Below are 16,748 nucleotides of genomic sequence, written 5' to 3' on the forward strand. Positions count from 1 at the left end.
TGAATTGCGTAGATTTGGCCTTTATGCTTCTTTCGAATGGCAGATAATCGTTATAAAAATACCCCCGCCGGTCCTTCTGCCAACCGCCCTGCCGAATCCCGGCCGCTGCGGCGCAACGAGGCACGTCCCGGCACCCCCGCCCCTGAAGACGCTCCGGCCGGGCGCGCTGAGCCCCGCCCCGCCGCCACCAACGTGCCCAAGGCAGCCCGCGTGGCGGCCCCCGCTGCCAAACCCGCCACGGCACCCCGCGCCCCGCGGGGCCCGCTACCCGGCGTGGTCAACTTGCTGAACCTGCTGCGCGACCGCCGCTTCCACCTGTTCATTGGGTTCGGCCTGTTGTTGGGCAGTTTGTACCTCACCATTGCTTTCACCTCGTTTCTGTTCACCGGTCACGCCGACCAGAGCGTGGTCGGTTCCCTGGGCACCGTACCCGTGAAGGAAGCCGGGCAGGAATCCAATAACTGGCTGGGTTTGCTCGGGGCCTGGGCCGCGCATCTGTTCATCTACAAACTGTTTGGGGTGGCGGCGTTTGCCCTCATTCCCATCGTGTTTTTTCTGGGGTATAAGATTGTGTTCCGCACGGCCGGCGGCTCGGCGAGCTACGTGCTGGCCTTGGGGCTGTTCACCATGGCGTGGCTAAGCGTGCTGCTCGGCTACGTGGTCGTGACCCTGGCCACGCCCGGGGCCGACCCCGTGTTGGCCCACCGCCTCGATTTTTTGAGCGGGGGAGTAGGCTTCGAAGCCGCTTCCTGGCTCGACAGCCTCATCGGCTGGGGCACGGTGCTGCTGCTGGCCTTCGCGCTGATATCCTTCGTGGTGTTTTTCTTCAACGTAACCAGCCTCAACCTGAGCCGCTTCCGCAGCCTTAGCTCCGAGGATGATGCCGACGAAGACGCCGAGCTGGAGGCCGAGCTGGCCGCAGAGCAAGCTGCCGCTGTAGCCCCGGTAGCCGCCGCAATTCCAGAAAAGCCCAAGGCCGTTATGCCCGCTCCAACGGGGCAAAGCGCTACTGCCGCGAGCGCTGCTACGGTGGTCGCCGGTGGTGCGCAGGCCGCGCGCCCAGCGCTGGAGCTGGATGCTGATGACTCGCCCGGTACGCCTGCTGCTGCAGTTGAGTTTGAGCCCGCCCCTCGGGCCAGCGCTGGTTTGCCCCTCAGCGTGGCGGGCCTGGCGGTGGCTCCGGCCTTAACCACTGCTGCGACGACGGCTGCGGCCGCTGCGGTGGCGGTACCGCTGGTAACTGCTGGCCCGGCCTTTTCCATCGAAATGCCGATAGCCGACGAGCCGCCGGTAGCGGCCAGTGCCTCCGTATCTGCTATTCCTACGCCGCTTTCGCTGGCTGATTTGGCTGATGGCGACTTGCCCGTGCCTGCCCCGCGCGCCTCGCTGCCCGCTCCTCGCTCCCTTGAAATCACCACGCCGGGCCGCGACGACCTCGACCCCAATGCCGGAGCCGCCATTGCTGCCGTGGCCGACGAAGACGAGGATGCCGACGCCATGCCGGCCGGCAACTACGACCCCACGCTGGACCTCGCCCGCTACCAATTCCCGACTCTGGAGCTGCTCAACGACTACGGCGTAGCCAAAGCCCAGGTAACCAAAGAGGAGCTGGAAGCCAACAAGGACCGCATCGTGGAGACGCTGGGCCACTACGGCATCAGTATCGCCAGCATCAAGGCCACCATCGGGCCCACGGTCACGCTCTACGAAATTGTGCCCGAAGCGGGCGTGCGCATCTCCAAAATCAAGGCGCTGGAGGATGATATTGCCCTGAGTCTGGCCGCGTTGGGCATCCGCATCATTGCCCCTATTCCGGGCAAGGGCACCATCGGCATCGAGGTGCCGAATGCCAAGAAGGAAATGGTGAGCATTCGCTCGGTGCTGGGCTCGGAGAAGTTCGCCCGCACCGAAATGGACCTGCCCATTGCCTTTGGCCGCACCATCACCAACGAGGTATTCGTGGCCGACCTGGCTAAAATGCCCCACTTGCTCATGGCTGGTGCCACGGGCCAGGGCAAGTCGGTGGGCCTGAACGTGATTCTGGCTTCGCTACTTTACAAGCGTCATCCCGCCACGCTAAAATTCGTGCTCGTCGACCCCAAAAAGGTGGAATTGAGCATCTTTAATAAGATTGAGCGCCACTACCTGGCCAAGCTGCCCGACACCGACGAAGCCATTATCACCGACACCAAGAAGGTGGTGAATACGCTGAATTCGCTGTGCATGGAGATGGACCGGCGCTACGACCTGCTCAAAGAAGCCGGCTGCCGCAATCTGAAGGAGTACAACGTCAAGTTCATCGAGCGCCGCCTCAACCCCAAGAAGGGTCACCGCTTCCTGCCCTTCATCGTGCTGGTGATTGACGAGCTGGCCGACCTGATGATGACGGCCGGCAAGGAAGTAGAAACGCCCATTGCGCGCCTCGCCCAACTGGCCCGCGCCATCGGCATTCACCTCATCGTGGCCACCCAGCGGCCTTCGGTAAACGTGATTACGGGCATCATCAAAGCCAATTTCCCCTGCCGGATTTCCTTCAAGGTGACCAGCAAGATTGACTCGCGCACCATTCTGGACACCGGCGGAGCCGACCAGCTTGTTGGGCAGGGCGACATGCTGTTCTCGGCCGGTTCCGACCTGATTCGGGTGCAGTGCGCCTTTATCGACACGCCGGAAGTGGACCGGGTTTGCGACTTTATTGGGGAGCAGCAGGGCTATTCCGACGCCTACCTGCTGCCCGAAGTGGCCGGGGCCGACGGTGATGCCGGCGGCGGCAACGAGGAAATGGACCCCTCGGAACGCGACTCCATGTTTGAGGATGCGGCCCGCTGCATTGTGCTGCATCAGCAGGGCAGCACCAGCCTTCTTCAGCGCAAGCTCAAGCTGGGCTACAACCGAGCCGGCCGACTCATCGACCAGCTTCAGCACGCCGGTATTGTGGGGCCTTTTGAGGGCAGTAAGGCCCGCGATGTACTTATTCCCGACGAGTACCAGCTGGAACAACTGCTGACCAGCATAAAGTCGAAGTAGCGCATGCATACTGCCGCCCGCACGGTGCCGCTTGGGTCTGGCGGAACAGTGGCCGGGTGCTTGCTCCCTCACGAAAGCCAGATATTGCGCCCGAACTATTTTTGCCTTCATCGGGCTTTCACTGATATCCTGGCCGGTTGTTTGTTAAGCCGTATCCGTATCAGGCTTTTTAGGCGTGGCACAAGCGCCTCTTGAACTCTCCCTCCCTACTAATGAAAAAATCATTTTCCCTGCTGTTGCTCGCGGCCTCGCTGGCTTTGCCCGCCGCCGCCCAACAGGACCCCAAAGCCGGCAAGATTCTGGACCAGATGAGCGCCAAGTATCAGGCGCTGAAAGCTTTTCAGGCAACTTTCACTCAAACCCTGGAAAATCCTGGTGCCAAGGTGAAGCAAAACATCAACGGCGACATCACGGTGAGCGGCCAGAAGTTTCGCCTCAAAATCAGCGGTCAGGAAGTCATCAATGATGGCAAAACCACCTGGACCTATCTGAAGAACGAAAACGAGGTGAATATTTCCGATTCGGACCCGGACTCGCAGGAAATGTCGCCCTCGCAGATTTACACGATGTATAAAAAGGGTTATAAGTACAACTACGTGCAGCAGGTAACCGAAGGCGGCGAGTCCCTCGATGTCATTGATTTGTCGCCGGATAACCGTCAGAATGACGTGTTTAAAGTGCGACTTAAGGTGCGAAAATCGGATGCCTCGGTGAAAAGCTGGCAGATGTTCAAGAAAAACGGCAATCAGTACACCTTCTACATCAAGAAATTCCAGCCCAATCCGTCCACCAATGCCGGCACGTTTGCCTTCGACAAGGCCAAGTACAAAGGCGTGAAAGTGGTGGACCTACGCTAAGCCGCCTATTCAGTGTCTAATTTCAAACGGCCCGCTTCGAAAGAGGCGGGCCGTTTTACATTTGCTGCCATGCGCGAAGATTTTCTCCATTACGTATGGCAGCACCAGTACTTTGATAAGGCCGACTTGCGCACGGCCGCGGGTGAGGAAATTCAGGTACTCAAACCGGGCCACCGCAACGCCGATGCTGGTCCCGATTTCCTGAACGCCCGCCTGCGCCTGGGCGACGTGGAATGGAACGGGGCGGTGGAAATCCACCTGCGCTCGTCCGACTGGGCCCGCCACAACCACCAAATCGATGCCAAGTACGACCAGGTGGTGCTGCACGTAGTGGGCAGCCACGATGCCGAAGTGGTGCGCACCAACGGCAGCCCAATTCCGGCGCTGGCCCTCCAAACCCGCCTCGCGCCCGAGCTGCTGGCCCGCTACCAGGCCCTGGTAGATGCGCCGACGACTGCCCCGCTGCCCTGCGCGCCACTGCTGAAGCTGGTGCCCGAAATCACGAAAACGATGATGACGGAGCGCGCTTTGCTGGAGCGCGTGGAACGCAAGGCCGACACGGTTCTGGAGCTGCACCAGCACCTGGGGCAGGATTGGGAAGCCACGGCCTACCACGCGCTCATGGCCGCTTTTGGGTTCCAGAAAAACAGCGAGCCGCTGGCGCGCCTTGCCAAGGCAGTTCCGCTGGCCGTGCTGCGCCGCCACCGGCACGACCAGCGCCAGTTGGAAGCGCTACTGTTTGGGCAGGCCGGCTTTCTGGCTGAAAACGACGAAACAGCTACCGACGCCTACATTCAGGACTTGCGGCGGGAGCACGATTTCCTGCGGCATAAATACAACTTGGGTGCGGCCGCGATGGCCGTGCACGAATGGAACTACCTCCGCCTGCGGCCGGCCAATTTTCCGCCCGTGCGTTTGGGCCAGCTAGTGGGTCTATTGCACGCCCGTCCGGCCCTGTTCGATGCCCTGCTGACGGCGCAAAGCGTGGCGGCGCTCACCGAATTCTTTCAGGCCCCAGCGCCGGATTATTGGCGCGCACATTTCCGGCCCGGCCGGCCGGGGAAAGTACCCAGTCTGGGCAAAGCCAGTATTGATTTGCTGATTACCAATGTAGTGGTGCCGTTGCGCGTGGCCTATGCCCGCCACGTGGGCCAGCCTGCTGTGGTCGAAAGCAGCGTAGCGCTCCTTAGTGAGCTGCCCGCTGAGCACAACCAATTCACTGACGTGTACGAGACGCTGGGGTTTGCCCACCGCACCGCCGCCGACTCGCAGGGACTGCTGGCGCTGCACAAAAACTACTGCGTTCCACGCCGCTGCCTGCACTGCGCCATTGGCAGCCGGCTGGTGCAGCAGCCTCGAATTATAAGATGAAAGTAGTACTAGCCATTCTGCTCAATGTAGGCTTACTGGTACTGCTGCTGCCTTGGCTGCGGCGGCAGTGGTCGGGAACATGGCGTGGGGTGTTCGGCCTATCCCTTGGGCTGCGGGTTTTGGTGGGAGCGGTTCGTAACTGGCATCCCCAAGCCGATGCGGCCTTTATGAGTTTTGTGGGGCGCTTGGTTACGGACAAAATCTGGCAGCACCCCACCCAAACTTGGGACATTCTAACCCGGGCCGTTACCGTCTTTCCCAAAGGTCACGCGTCTTACGATTTTGTTTTTCGCAATACCTCTAATACCTGGATTTTGATAAAGGTATTGGCCGTGCTAAACTTGGCCTCTTTGGAAATTGACTGGCTGAACGCGCTTTACTTAAGCCTGTTCGCCTTTGTAGGCTGTTGGGTCTTGGCTCGTACGCTGGTCAATGTATTCCCTGATACACCGGCGGGGGCTGGATTGGTGGCCTTTCTGTTTTGGCCGTCGGTATGGTTCTGGGCCACAGGCATTAGCAAAGAAGCTGTTTTACTGGGAAGCGGAGCTTGGCTCACGGCTCGGGTGATGGATATTTGCTTTGGTCCGACTCGGTCTGGGTGGGCTTGGGCGGCGTGGCTGCCGGGCACGGTGGTGCTGGCGCTGGTGCACTTCGGTATGCGCTATTTCTTCGCTGTGCCACTAATCGGGGTGCTGGTGGGCGTGGCAATAGTGCAAGCCCTGTGGCGTAGCGGCGTGGTGCGGCAGCACGGCGTGCAGGCCTTGGTGCTGGCAACTGTATTGGGGAGTGGCGTGTGGCTGGTTCCGCAATTGAGCACGGCGTTCAGTTTGAATAAATTCACGAATCAGGTAATGAAAGTTTACTCCTTCGATGTTGCGCATTCGATAGGCAGGCCCCATTTTGAATATCCTAACCTGCGGCCCACTGGCACAAGTATTGCCGCGCACGCTCCGTTGGCTGCGGCCAATGCCCTGACCCGGCCGTGGCTGGGAGAGTCGTGGCAGCCCCTGTACGTTGCTGCCGCCCTTGAAAACGTGGCCCTGTTGGTCCTGCTGGCGCTGGCTGGGTGGGCTGTGGTACGCGGCCGGCCCGGCCGGCTACCCTTTGGCTTAACGCTAGGCCTGATTATCTTTTGCCTAGTGCTGGCTTTTCTCATCGGCCTGACAACCCCCAATCTGGGCTCGCTCAACCGCTACCGTAGCGGGCTGCTGCCCTATTTGTTGCTGCTGCTACTTCAGAATGACTACGCCGCGGCCGTACTTCGGCGGCTGGGCTTGGAGCGGGGAAGCTGGCGGTAGCTTGGGCCGCGCTGCCCGTTCGTTCGCAAAACAGCCCCTGCGGCTCGCATCGTACCTTTGCGTTTCGGGCCTGTTTCCGGCGGCGTATTGCTGCCGGAGCTAAGCGCCGAAATTTGCAACGCAATTCATGGAAAATCCCGTTATTATTCTTGGTGCCCAGACGGTTGGCACGGCTGCTCTCGATGCTTTTCTCTCCAACGAAGTGGTGGTGTACTGCTTGCTCGACGACGATGCCAAGCTGCAAGGCACGGAGTTGCTCGACGTGCCCGTGATGGGCAATACCGACGACGGCGAACTGCTGAAGTTGCTGGGTAAAAAATGCGAGGTATTCGTAGCTACCGAGGACACGGCCAGCCGCCGCAGCCTCACCCAAATGCTGCGCACCGAGTACGAAGCTGTGCCGGTAAATGCCATTCATGCGCGGGCCAGCGTATCGGCACACGCCACGCTGGGCCACGGCAACTACGTGGGCCCCAACGCGGTGGTAGCCGCTACCGCCACGCTCGGCGACAGCTGCCTGATTGGGGCCAACTGCGTGGTTGAAGCCCGTGCCAACGTCGGCAGCTTTGCCCAGCTGGGCAGCGGAGCCTTGCTCGGGGCCGATGTGCAAGTGGGGGAGCTGGCTTTCATCGGGGCGGGAGCCGTGGTGGTGGCCGGCGTCAAAATCGGTGATAAAGCCCGTGTTGGGGCTGGCTCGGTGGTGGTGGCCGATGTGGCCAGTGGCCAGACCGTGTTCGGCAATCCAGCGGTTAAAGTTTAGTTAAAAGAATGTACCAGGTTCTGCTGTATTACTGCTACACGCCCCTCGATAACCCGGAGGAGTTTCGCGACGAGCACCATCGATTGTGCCTGAAGCTGGATTTGCGCGGGCGCATAATTGTGGCGGGCGAGGGGCTGAATGGAACGGTATCGGGCACCGTGGAAAACTGCGCCCGCTACATGGCGGCGATAAAGGCTGACCCGCGCCTTGCCGCGCTCGAATTCAAGGTCGATGACGTGCCGGCCCACACGTTTCAGAAGCTGCACGTGCGCGTGAAGCCCGAAATCGTGCACAGCAGCCTGCATCACATGCGGCCGCACGAAAAAACCGGTCAGCACCTATCGCCCGCCGAATTTAAGGCACTGAAAGACCGCGACGATGTGGTGGTACTGGATGTGCGTTCCGACTACGAGTACAATCTTGGCCGCTTCAAGAACGCCGTAACGCTCGATATGGAGAACTTCCGTGATTTCCCCGAGCGCGTGGAGAAATTAAAGGAGTTCAAAAACAAGAAAATCCTGACCTACTGCACCGGCGGCGTAAAGTGCGAAAAAGCCAGCGCCTACCTGCTGGAACAAGGTTTTGAAAATGTGTACCAGCTGCACGGCGGTATCATCAAGTACGGTATTGAGGCCGGGGGCGAGGATTTTGATGGCCAGTGCTACGTGTTTGACAACCGCGTGGCGGTGGATGTGAACCGTGTAAATCCCACCGTGATTTCGCGTTGCCAGCACTGCCAGAAGCCCAGCAACCGCTTGGTCAACTGCGCCAACCCACACTGCAATGCCCATCTGCCACTCTGCGAAGCCTGCGGCGCGGAGCTGCGCGGAGCCTGTTCCGAAGCCTGCGCCGCTCATCCCGGCAAGCGCCCCTACAACGCTACCGGTGTCTACTTCAAGCCGAGCAACCATTACACGCCCGCCCAGGGCCTGACCTCTTACGCTAGGGGACTGGTAGAAAATTAAAAATGATAAATGCCCAGCCGCATTCTTTGAGGCTGTTTAGGAATTCAAAACGTCTGTCATCCCGAGCCTGCGAAGAATGACAGACGTTTTGAATTCCTAAACAGCCTCTTTTGGTCCGGCAGTTCTGACCATTAACTTTTTAATTCTTCATTCTCAATTATTCCCATGATTCCTTCCTCCGAGCTCATCCTGAACCCCAACGGCAGCATTTACCACCTGAACCTGCTGCCCGACCATATTTCCGATACCATCCTGACCGTGGGCGACCCCGCCCGGGTGGCACAGGTGAGTCGGCATTTCGATTCGGTGGAGTTTGAGGGTACGCACCGGGAGTTCGTGACCCACGTGGGCTACTACCGCGGCAAGCGCCTCACGGTGCTCAGCACCGGCATGGGCACCGACAATATTGATATTGTGATGAACGAGCTCGACGCGCTGGTCAATATCGACTTCGTGTCCCGCACCGTGCGCCCGGCCGAGGAGCGCCTGAGCCTGCGCATCATCCGGCTGGGCACCAGCGGCAGCCTGCAGGCCGATGTGCCCATTGGCGCCATGCTGGCCACCGAGCACGCCGTGGGCCTCGACAGCCTCATGCAATTCTATCCGCTGATGGAAACCGGCCTGGAAACTGAAATCGCCACCGAACTGCAGCAGACTCTGGGCCTGCCTTTTGCTCCCTACGTGGTGCGCGGCTCCGACCTGATACGCGAGCAGCTGGGCGCGGGTATGACCATGGGCAACACGCTTACCTGCCCCGGATTCTACGGGCCGCAGGGCCGCCGCCTGCGCCTCGACCTGCGCCAGCCCGATTACATTGCCCGCCTCCAGGGCTTCCGTCATCAAAGTGCCGAGGGCGAGTTTCGCCTGAGCAATTTTGAGATGGAAACGGCTGGTTACTATGCGCTGGGCCGCTTGCTGGGCCACGACGTACTCTCGCTCAATGCCATTGTGGCCAACCGCGCCACCGGCGAGTTTGCCGAAAATGCCACGGCTGTGGTCGATGCCATGATTGAGCGCACCCTGCAGCTTCTCTAATTCGCGTCCTTCAGCGGTTTCAATAGCATGCCGCAGCATCTGTTAAAAGTCGATAGAAATGGCCCGCTTCGGCGGGCCATTTTCAGTTCAGAAATTGCTAAAAGTTGCTGCCATCCGCAACTGCTTTGCGCTAATAAAAATCGAAGCCGAGCACGGCGCGGAGTGGCAGCGAAGTCCCCGACTTTAGGGTAAGGTGGTCGGTATCGGAGGCCCACACGGTGGTAGCTACGCGCTTGGCGTGCCCGTCGGAGGTTTGGAAATAGATGTCGAGTTTACCGTGTTAGGCGTTGCCGAGGGTTACGGCCCGGTCAGCATCGACCCGGCGGCGCTAGGCGGGCCGCTTCGTCGGGCAGCACATCCTCGGTGGCGAAGTGCATGCTACCGAGCTCTTCTTTCTCGATAATTTCGACGGTGGAGGTGGAGTGCGTGAATGATATGGAGGGGGAAATTGACGCGGCTGAGAAGTAGCGTGGTGCCGTTTCGGGTTAACGCTGAAAAGTAAGCGTGTCAGTCTGTGTTTTAGACGAAAAATGCTAGACAAGCTGGGCTAGAAATTCCATCGTGTCTACCCGGTCAGCGTATTCGCTCACGCCCGGGCTCTGCGCTTGCCCAAACGGCAGGCTACCCGCAAAACGCCCCTCGGCCGAAACCACGCATTGCGTTTGGGCCGCCACATCAGTCAGCTGGTCAGCCAGGTCAACTTCGCTGGCGTACTCGGCGTAGTGCACCACCGAAATGGGCGATACCAGGCCCGCCGCGCGCGTGAGGAGCAGAAAGCCGGTGTCGTAGTGCGGCACGCGGTTCACCAGCAGTATGCTCTTGTTGTAATCGTAATTGTTGTTGTATTTGTGGTGGTTTAGCACCCCCTCACAGGTTTGCAGGGCATCGAGCAGGGGCACGAAATTATAATCGGTGGGCACAAACAGCTTGCTCACGTTGCGGCAGCCCAGCCCGTAGTATTGAAAGATGTCGGGCCCCAGCCGGGCCAGCTCGGCGCTGGTTTCCAGGCCAGTAAGCACGCCCACGCTGGTGCGGTTGCGCCGAATAAGATGGGGCTTTTTGCCAAAATAAAATTCGAAGTAGCGGGCCGTGTTATCCGAGCCGGTGGCGATAAACGCATCGGCCGCATTCAGACGCGGAAGCACCCTGATGAACTCACCAAAGCGCGGTTCTAGCTGCGTCAATTCCTCCATTACCCAGGTCATGAGCACGGTGTCGTCGGCGCTGAGTTTGGCTAGCAACACGTGGCCGCTCAGCAGCACGCATAGCAAGTCATGAAACCCAACCAGAGGGATGTTGCCAGCCATCACCACGCCTACCTGCCGCACGGTGGTGGGCTCGGGTGGGTAGCGCGCCGCCCAGCGGCGGAGGGGCTCTTCGGCCAGCAAATGGGCAATGCCAGTTACAGCCGCCGTTACGCTGGGGGCATCGAACCACGCGTTTTGGTTACGGGCCCGCCCGGCCAGGGCGGTCAGTTCGTCGGCAGCAATTGTATTTAGGCGTTGGCCCAAGGCCACAAAAGCAGCTAGTCGTTCGGAGTGAGTCATGAAAGAGGAGTGGGGCTTGGGCCCAGGAGGCCAGCCGTAATGGCAAATAGCCAGCAAAATTGGTCGAAACCGTACAAAGCCCGCCGTTGTTGGTTAATTTTGTGAGCTCAAAGAACGGCGTGAATGGAGCTTTCCACGTAAAGCCCACACGATTTGTACTGGTTTACCCTTCACTTCTGACCCCCGACGCCCCATGGCCATCATGATAACCGACGAGTGCATCAACTGTGGTGCCTGCGAGCCGGAATGCCCCAACAATGCTATTTACGAAGGTGGTGCCCAGTGGCGCTGGGCCGATGGTACGAGCCTGAAGGAAGTGACGGCCACTGACGGTGCCGTGGTAGCCGGTACTGCTCCCCAAACCCCGGTTTCGGACGAGTATTACTACATCGTATCAGATAAGTGCACAGAGTGCGTGGGATTTCATGAAGAGCCCCAGTGCGCGGCCGTGTGCCCCGTCGACTGCTGCGTGGATGACCCAGACTACCGCGAAACCCGCGAGCGCCTCCTCGAAAAGAAGGAGTGGCTGCACATTGTCGCCTAGAAATTTCGGTACAATTCACCATAAAAGAAAGGCCGTTTCAGCTATGAGGCGGCCTTTTCTTATGGTTTGCCACGCTCAGGTACCGCAATTAAAAAACTTGTCGTATGCCGACTCGGGAATCAGGTTGAGCCGGCTCATCAGCTTAATGGGCAGGCGCAAGAGGCGCAGAAAGGCGTAGCTGTTGGGATAGTCGTGAAAGGACTTAGGTGGGGCAGCCACAATTTGCTCAAATTCGGTGCGCGTGAGCCCGAGGCGCTTGATGCAGAGCGTTACCACGGTTTCGTCCTCAATCGAGTTGATGCGGGAAATGCGGTCGAGCGCCACTTCCCGGCTCATTTGCCCCGAACGCACCAGCGCCGAGTAGTTGAACAGCCGCCGGTCAATGTTGAACTTGACGCGGTTGAGGTAGTAAATCAGGCTTTGATAAAGGTCGTCGGAATAGTGTGCGCCGGGGCTTTTCCAAGCCAGTTCGCGCACCAGTACCTCATCTACCTCGGTACGCACGTAGTCAAGATGGTACAGGAGTGTGACGGTTTTGATGCGCCGAATGAAGGCGTAGTAAAACATCTCTTTGATGCCCAGATTAAACCCAGGGTCGTTGGGTTGCCAGGGCCGTAGCGGCATCGTGCCAAACTGCTGGTGTACACTGCGCAGGTACTTGCCATCCAAGTAGTTCCAGCTGAGCGGGGCAATGCCTTCGGTGCGAAATGACTGCCCAATCACCAAGTGCTGAATGCCTTCCCTGGCCGCCACCCCGTACAGGGCCGTGGCAATGCCCAGGTCGGTTCCTTCCTCCATATCGGGCACGGAGGCTTTCAAAAACGCAATTTTAAGGTCTTTCGACTCGCGCCAGTCCGAGGTAACGGTGCGCAGCTCCACGCCCAGGCGCTGGCAGGTGCGCACCATGTTTTCGCCGGCAATGGGATTGCCAAAGCCGTCGTTGAAATGCACGGCTAGGGGGCGCAGCTTGAGCTGCGTCACGCAGTACCAGAGGGTGTAGGTGCTGTCGCGGCCGCCACTTAGACCAATTACGCAGTCGTAGCGCTGGTCGCGTCCGGCCCGCCGCATTTGGTCGGCCAGTTTTTGCGCGGTGCGCCGCCCCGCTGCGCCCAGCGGAAAAGCGGCCGCCATGCGGTTGTGCACCGCACAAAAAGAGCAAATGCCCTCCGCGTTAAACGAAATGCCCGGCGCGGTCGTGTCCATCACGCAGCGGGTGCAGCGCTGACGCAGCACCTCGCGGTCCAGGGTTATTGAGGTGTCCGAGGGCTGAATTTGGGTGAGCAAAGGAGAAGGCTGAAAGGACGCTGCGGTGGTAGCCGAGGGTGGGCAGCAAAGACAATAGTGACGCGGGAAAGAAGTGGAAAGGAATAGAAAGGGGGGAAATTAGGGTAGTTGGTCAAATTGAAAGCCTTTGCGTTGCAGCATGAGGCCAATATCGGTGCCTTTTTCAGGCCGGTTGGGGCGGGCCAGGTCGGCTACCACCAGCTGCCCGGCAAACTCATTGAATGCGCCCTGGGCCTGGACGCCTTGGGCGTCGACAGCCAGGGAGCAGCCTACGCTTTTTTTGCCTTCGTAGGGTCCACCCACGATGTAGCCCACCGAGGTAGTGCCCGCCACCACTACGTTGTAGAGCTTGGCAAGGATAGAAAACGGGCGCAACCATTTCTCTTTATACGGGTCGTGTTCCTCCGTAATAGAATAATCAACCGTCCAGGACGACGGGGCCAGAATAAAGTCGGCTCCCATGCGTGCCAGCGTGTGGCCAATGGGCAGCCCATCCAAATAGTTGTCGGAGCAGATATTGACCCCAATCTTACCCAAGGGGGTATCGACCACATTCAGCGTCTGGCCCACGGCATAGAACGGCTGCTCGATATCCAACAAATTGATTTTATGATACTTGAGGATGATGTGGCCCTGCGGGTCAATGAGAATGGCCGCGTTGTAGTTGCGGCCATCGGCGCCCCGCTCGGTGAGGCCGGCGCAGACGTACAAGCCATGGCGGGCCGCCGCCTGGCAAAGCTGGTCGCTGAACGGCCCGGGGATGGGTTGGGCTTCGTAGAGGCCGCTGGGGTGCGTCCAGGCAAAGTCGAGGGTTTCGGGCAACAGCACCAAGTTGCATTGCTGGGCGGCGGCCTGCGCAATCTGCTCCACGGCACGAGCTAAGTTGCGAGCGGGCTCGCCTCCCTCTACCAGCAATTGGCCCAGCCCGATGCGCATCGTGCCCAAGCTAGTGGGGGCAGCAATTGGAGCGGATGAAGCGGGGGCCGGTTTACGAAAAGTAAAAAGTGTTGCCATAAACGCATGTAATTGAAGCCGGAAAAAGTTATTCGGAAGGTACAAAGTCCAGATTAAACTTTACCCTCCAAATTGAGTCTTGTGGCGCAGTAGCAGATGAAGTATTTTCTGAATAATCAGTTTTACTGCCAATACGTATTTATTAAAACACTAGCCATCAATGTTTTAATCTATTAATTCGAATTTTGGCTGGTAGGGAGGCTATAATGTGATGATTTAATGAGTTTTTAATGTGATTTGACGTTCGTGATAGCATCGAGAGCATCTGGTGCGGTTGGGAGCTCGCCCGCTTAATGTTTTTGAACGGGGAGCAGGCTCGGTTCTAATGCCTATTTTTGTGGTTCCTGCTTTTTGCATCTTTCTCTATGTCCCTCGCCACTACTTACTCACCCACCAACGTTGAAGCCAAATGGTACCAGCGTTGGCAGGAACAAGGCTTTTTCAAGGCCAAACCCAACCCCAAGAAAAAACCTTACACCGTTGTTATCCCGCCGCCCAACGTAACCGGCGTGCTCCACATGGGGCACATGCTCAACAATACGATTCAGGACGTGCTGGTGCGCCGCGCCCGCATGCAGGGCAAGGAAGCCTGCTGGGTACCTGGTACCGACCACGCCAGCATTGCCACCGAGGCTAAAGTAGTGGCCTTGCTGAAGGAGCAGGGCATCGCCAAAAGCGACCTGACCCGCGAGCAGTTCCTGGCCCACGCTTTTGCCTGGAAGGATAAGTACGGCGGCATCATCCTCGAGCAGCTCAAGCAGCTGGGCGCGTCCTGCGATTGGGACCGCACGCGCTTCACCATGGAGCCCGACCTGACCGATGCCGTGCTCCGCGTGTTCGTCGATTTGTATAACAAGGGCCTGATTTACCGCGGCGTGCGCATGGTGAACTGGGACCCTGAAGGCCTCACCGCCATTTCCGATGAAGAGGTGATTGCCAAGGACGTGCAGGCCAAGATGTACTATCTCAACTACGCCGTGGTAGGGCAGGAGGGCCAGTTCCTGACCGTGGCTACGTCGCGGCCCGAAACGATTATGGCCGACGTGGCCGTGGCCGTGAACCCCAACGACCCGCGTTTTGCCCACCTGGCGGGCCAGTCGGTGCGCATCCCGTTGCTGGGCCGCGAGATTCCGGTGATTTTCGATGAGTACGTGTCCATCGACTTCGGTACCGGCGCGCTGAAGGTGACGCCCGCGCACGACCTGAACGACTACGAGCTGGGCGTGAAGCATAACCTGCCCGTTATCGACATTCTGGCCGATAACGGCACGCTGAACGAGAAAGCCGTGCTCTACGTGGGCCAGGACCGGTTTGCGGCGCGCAAGCAAATTGCCAAAGACCTGCAGGAAGCCGGGCTGCTCGTCAAAATCGAGGAGTACGCCAGCATCGTGCAGACGTCGGAGCGCACCAAGGCCGTAATCGAGCCCAAGCTCAGCCTGCAGTGGTTCATGAAAATGGAGCACATGGCCAAGCCCGCCCTGGATGCCGTGGAAAACGACACCGTGCGCCTGCACCCGCCCAAGTTCAAGAACATGTACCGGGCCTGGATGGAGAACGTGCGCGACTGGTGCATCTCGCGCCAGCTGTGGTGGGGCCAGCAGATTCCGGCCTACTACCTGCCCGATGGCACCTTCGTGGTAGCCCTCACCGCCGAGGATGCGTTGCAACAAGCCATTGCCCAAAGCGGCAAGGCCGACTTGCAGCTCAGCGACCTGCGCCAGGACGAGGACGTGCTCGATACCTGGTTTTCGTCGTGGCTGTGGCCCATTTCGGTATTCGACGGCTTCAAAGACCCCGACAATGCCGATATCAACTATTTCTATCCCACCAACGATTTGGTGACGGGGCCGGACATCCTGTTTTTCTGGGTGGCTCGTATGATTATGGCGGGTATTGAGTACCGTCAGGAAGTGCCGTTTAAGAACGTGTACCTCACCGGCATCGTGCGCGACGCGCAGGGCCGCAAGATGAGCAAGCAGTTGGGCAACTCGCCTGACCCGCTCGACCTCATCGCCCAGTACGGGGCCGACGGCGTGCGTACTGGCATGCTGTTCTCGGCCCCGGCCGGCAACGACTTGCTCTACGATATCAAGCTGGTGGAGCAAGGCCGCAACTTCTCAAACAAGCTCTGGAACGCCTTCCGCCTGGTGAAAGGCTGGGAAGTTGATGCGTCCCTCCCTTTCGTGAATGACAAGGCCGTGGTCTGGTTCAATGCCAAGCTGCAAGCCGCCATGGTGGAGATGGACGACCATTTCGAGAAGTTTCGGATGAGCGACGCGCTGATGACGGTGTACAAACTGGTGTGGGATGATTTCTGCGCCCTGTACCTGGAAATGGTAAAGCCCGTTTACCAGCATCCCATCGATGCCGAAACCCTGCGCCACACCACTGCCTACCTCGAAACACTGCTCAAGCTGCTACACCCGTTCATGCCCTTCATCACCGAAGAGCTGTGGCATGAGCTGGCCGAGCGCGGTCCCCGCGATTACGTGTGCGTGGCCCCCTGGCCCCGCGCCACCGCCCCCGCCAACAGCGCCGAGACCCTGACCAACATGGATAAGGCGCTGGCCATCGTGGCTGGCATCCGCAGCGTGCGCAACCAGAAGAATCTTGGCCCCAACAAGCCGCTAACGCTGGTTGCCAAAACCGACGACCCCGCGCTGCTGACCGATTACGACGGCATCATTCGCAAGCTGAGCGGCATTTCGGAGGTGACGTTGGCCGATGCCGGCCCCGCCGCCTCGGTGAGCTTCGTGCTAGGTGGCAGCGAGTTTTTCATTCCACTCGAAGGCCACATTGACCTGGCGGCCGAACGCACCCGCCTTGAAAAAGAGCTGGAATACGCCCAGGGCTTCCGCGACTCGGTGCAGCGCAAGCTGGGCAACGAGAAGTTTGCTCAAAACGCCAAGCCCGACGTGTTGGAGCGTGAGCGCCAGAAACTGGCCGATGCCGAAACCAAAATCACCGCGCTGGAACAGAGCTTGAAAACGCTGTAATCCAACGACAACGACAACACAAAAGCCGCTTCCTGATTCAGGAAGCGGCT

General features: G+C 59.1%; 12 protein-coding genes. 9 read left to right on the top strand and 3 right to left on the bottom strand.

Features of this window, described 5'->3' with window-relative positions:
- The first annotated feature begins 36 nt into the window (after positions 1–36).
- The 7 genes from IEW17_RS09820 (at position 37) to IEW17_RS09850 (ending at position 9,313) form a co-directional block, all read left to right on the top strand.
- Positions 37–3,027 (top strand): FtsK/SpoIIIE family DNA translocase, encoded by a 2,991-nt coding sequence (locus IEW17_RS09820; protein WP_188561869.1) that lies wholly within the window; start codon positions 37–39, stop codon positions 3,025–3,027.
- 212 nt (positions 3,028–3,239) lie between these two features.
- On the top strand, positions 3,240–3,884 hold the full coding sequence (gene lolA1, locus IEW17_RS09825; RefSeq protein WP_188561870.1) for an outer membrane lipoprotein periplasmic chaperone LolA1: 645 nt from the start codon (positions 3,240–3,242) through the stop codon (positions 3,882–3,884).
- Between the two features lie 69 nt (positions 3,885–3,953).
- On the top strand, positions 3,954–5,255 hold the full coding sequence (locus IEW17_RS09830) for a DUF2851 family protein (RefSeq protein WP_188561871.1): 1,302 nt from the start codon (positions 3,954–3,956) through the stop codon (positions 5,253–5,255).
- Entirely contained in the window at positions 5,252–6,553 is a 1,302-nt protein-coding gene (locus IEW17_RS09835) for a hypothetical protein (protein ID WP_188561872.1), read from the top strand. The genes IEW17_RS09830 and IEW17_RS09835 overlap by 4 nt, the downstream gene beginning before the upstream one ends.
- A 127-nt stretch (positions 6,554–6,680) precedes the next feature.
- On the top strand, positions 6,681–7,313 hold the full coding sequence (locus tag IEW17_RS09840) for a NeuD/PglB/VioB family sugar acetyltransferase (RefSeq protein WP_188561873.1): 633 nt from the start codon (positions 6,681–6,683) through the stop codon (positions 7,311–7,313).
- 8 nt (positions 7,314–7,321) lie between these two features.
- The gene (trhO, locus tag IEW17_RS09845) at positions 7,322–8,278 is read left to right on the top strand and encodes an oxygen-dependent tRNA uridine(34) hydroxylase TrhO (RefSeq protein WP_188561874.1); all 957 of its coding nucleotides are present in this window, start codon (positions 7,322–7,324) and stop codon (positions 8,276–8,278) included.
- Between the two features lie 165 nt (positions 8,279–8,443).
- Complete coding sequence (locus IEW17_RS09850; RefSeq protein ID WP_188561875.1) at positions 8,444–9,313, top strand: nucleoside phosphorylase; 870 nt, start codon at positions 8,444–8,446, stop codon at positions 9,311–9,313.
- 533 nt (positions 9,314–9,846) lie between these two features.
- Here the strand turns inward: IEW17_RS09850 and IEW17_RS09855 are convergent.
- Positions 9,847–10,860 (bottom strand): aldehyde dehydrogenase family protein, encoded by a 1,014-nt coding sequence (locus IEW17_RS09855; RefSeq protein WP_188561876.1) that lies wholly within the window; start codon positions 10,858–10,860, stop codon positions 9,847–9,849.
- Between the two features lie 193 nt (positions 10,861–11,053).
- Between IEW17_RS09855 and IEW17_RS09860 the strand changes: the two genes are divergently transcribed.
- Positions 11,054–11,404, top strand: a complete 351-nt coding sequence (locus IEW17_RS09860; RefSeq protein ID WP_188561877.1) for a 4Fe-4S dicluster domain-containing protein — start codon at positions 11,054–11,056, stop codon at positions 11,402–11,404.
- Between the two features lie 75 nt (positions 11,405–11,479).
- Here the strand turns inward: IEW17_RS09860 and IEW17_RS09865 are convergent, their stop codons facing one another.
- On the bottom strand, positions 11,480–12,688 hold the full coding sequence (locus tag IEW17_RS09865; RefSeq protein WP_188561878.1) for an N-acetyl sugar amidotransferase: 1,209 nt from the start codon (positions 12,686–12,688) through the stop codon (positions 11,480–11,482).
- A gap of 99 nt (positions 12,689–12,787) precedes the next feature.
- Positions 12,788–13,702 carry a carbon-nitrogen hydrolase family protein gene (locus tag IEW17_RS09870; protein WP_229748931.1) on the bottom strand — a complete coding sequence of 305 codons (915 nt, stop codon included), beginning with the start codon at positions 13,700–13,702 and terminating at the stop codon, positions 12,788–12,790.
- Between the two features lie 365 nt (positions 13,703–14,067).
- Here IEW17_RS09870 and IEW17_RS09875 point away from each other — a divergent pair, with 365 nt between their 5' ends.
- On the top strand, positions 14,068–16,698 hold the full coding sequence (locus tag IEW17_RS09875) for a valine--tRNA ligase (RefSeq protein ID WP_188561879.1): 2,631 nt from the start codon (positions 14,068–14,070) through the stop codon (positions 16,696–16,698).
- Positions 16,699–16,748 lie beyond the last annotated feature (50 nt).

The sequence above is a fragment of the Hymenobacter frigidus genome, from assembly GCF_014640435.1.
Lineage (GTDB): Bacteria > Bacteroidota > Bacteroidia > Cytophagales > Hymenobacteraceae > Hymenobacter > Hymenobacter frigidus.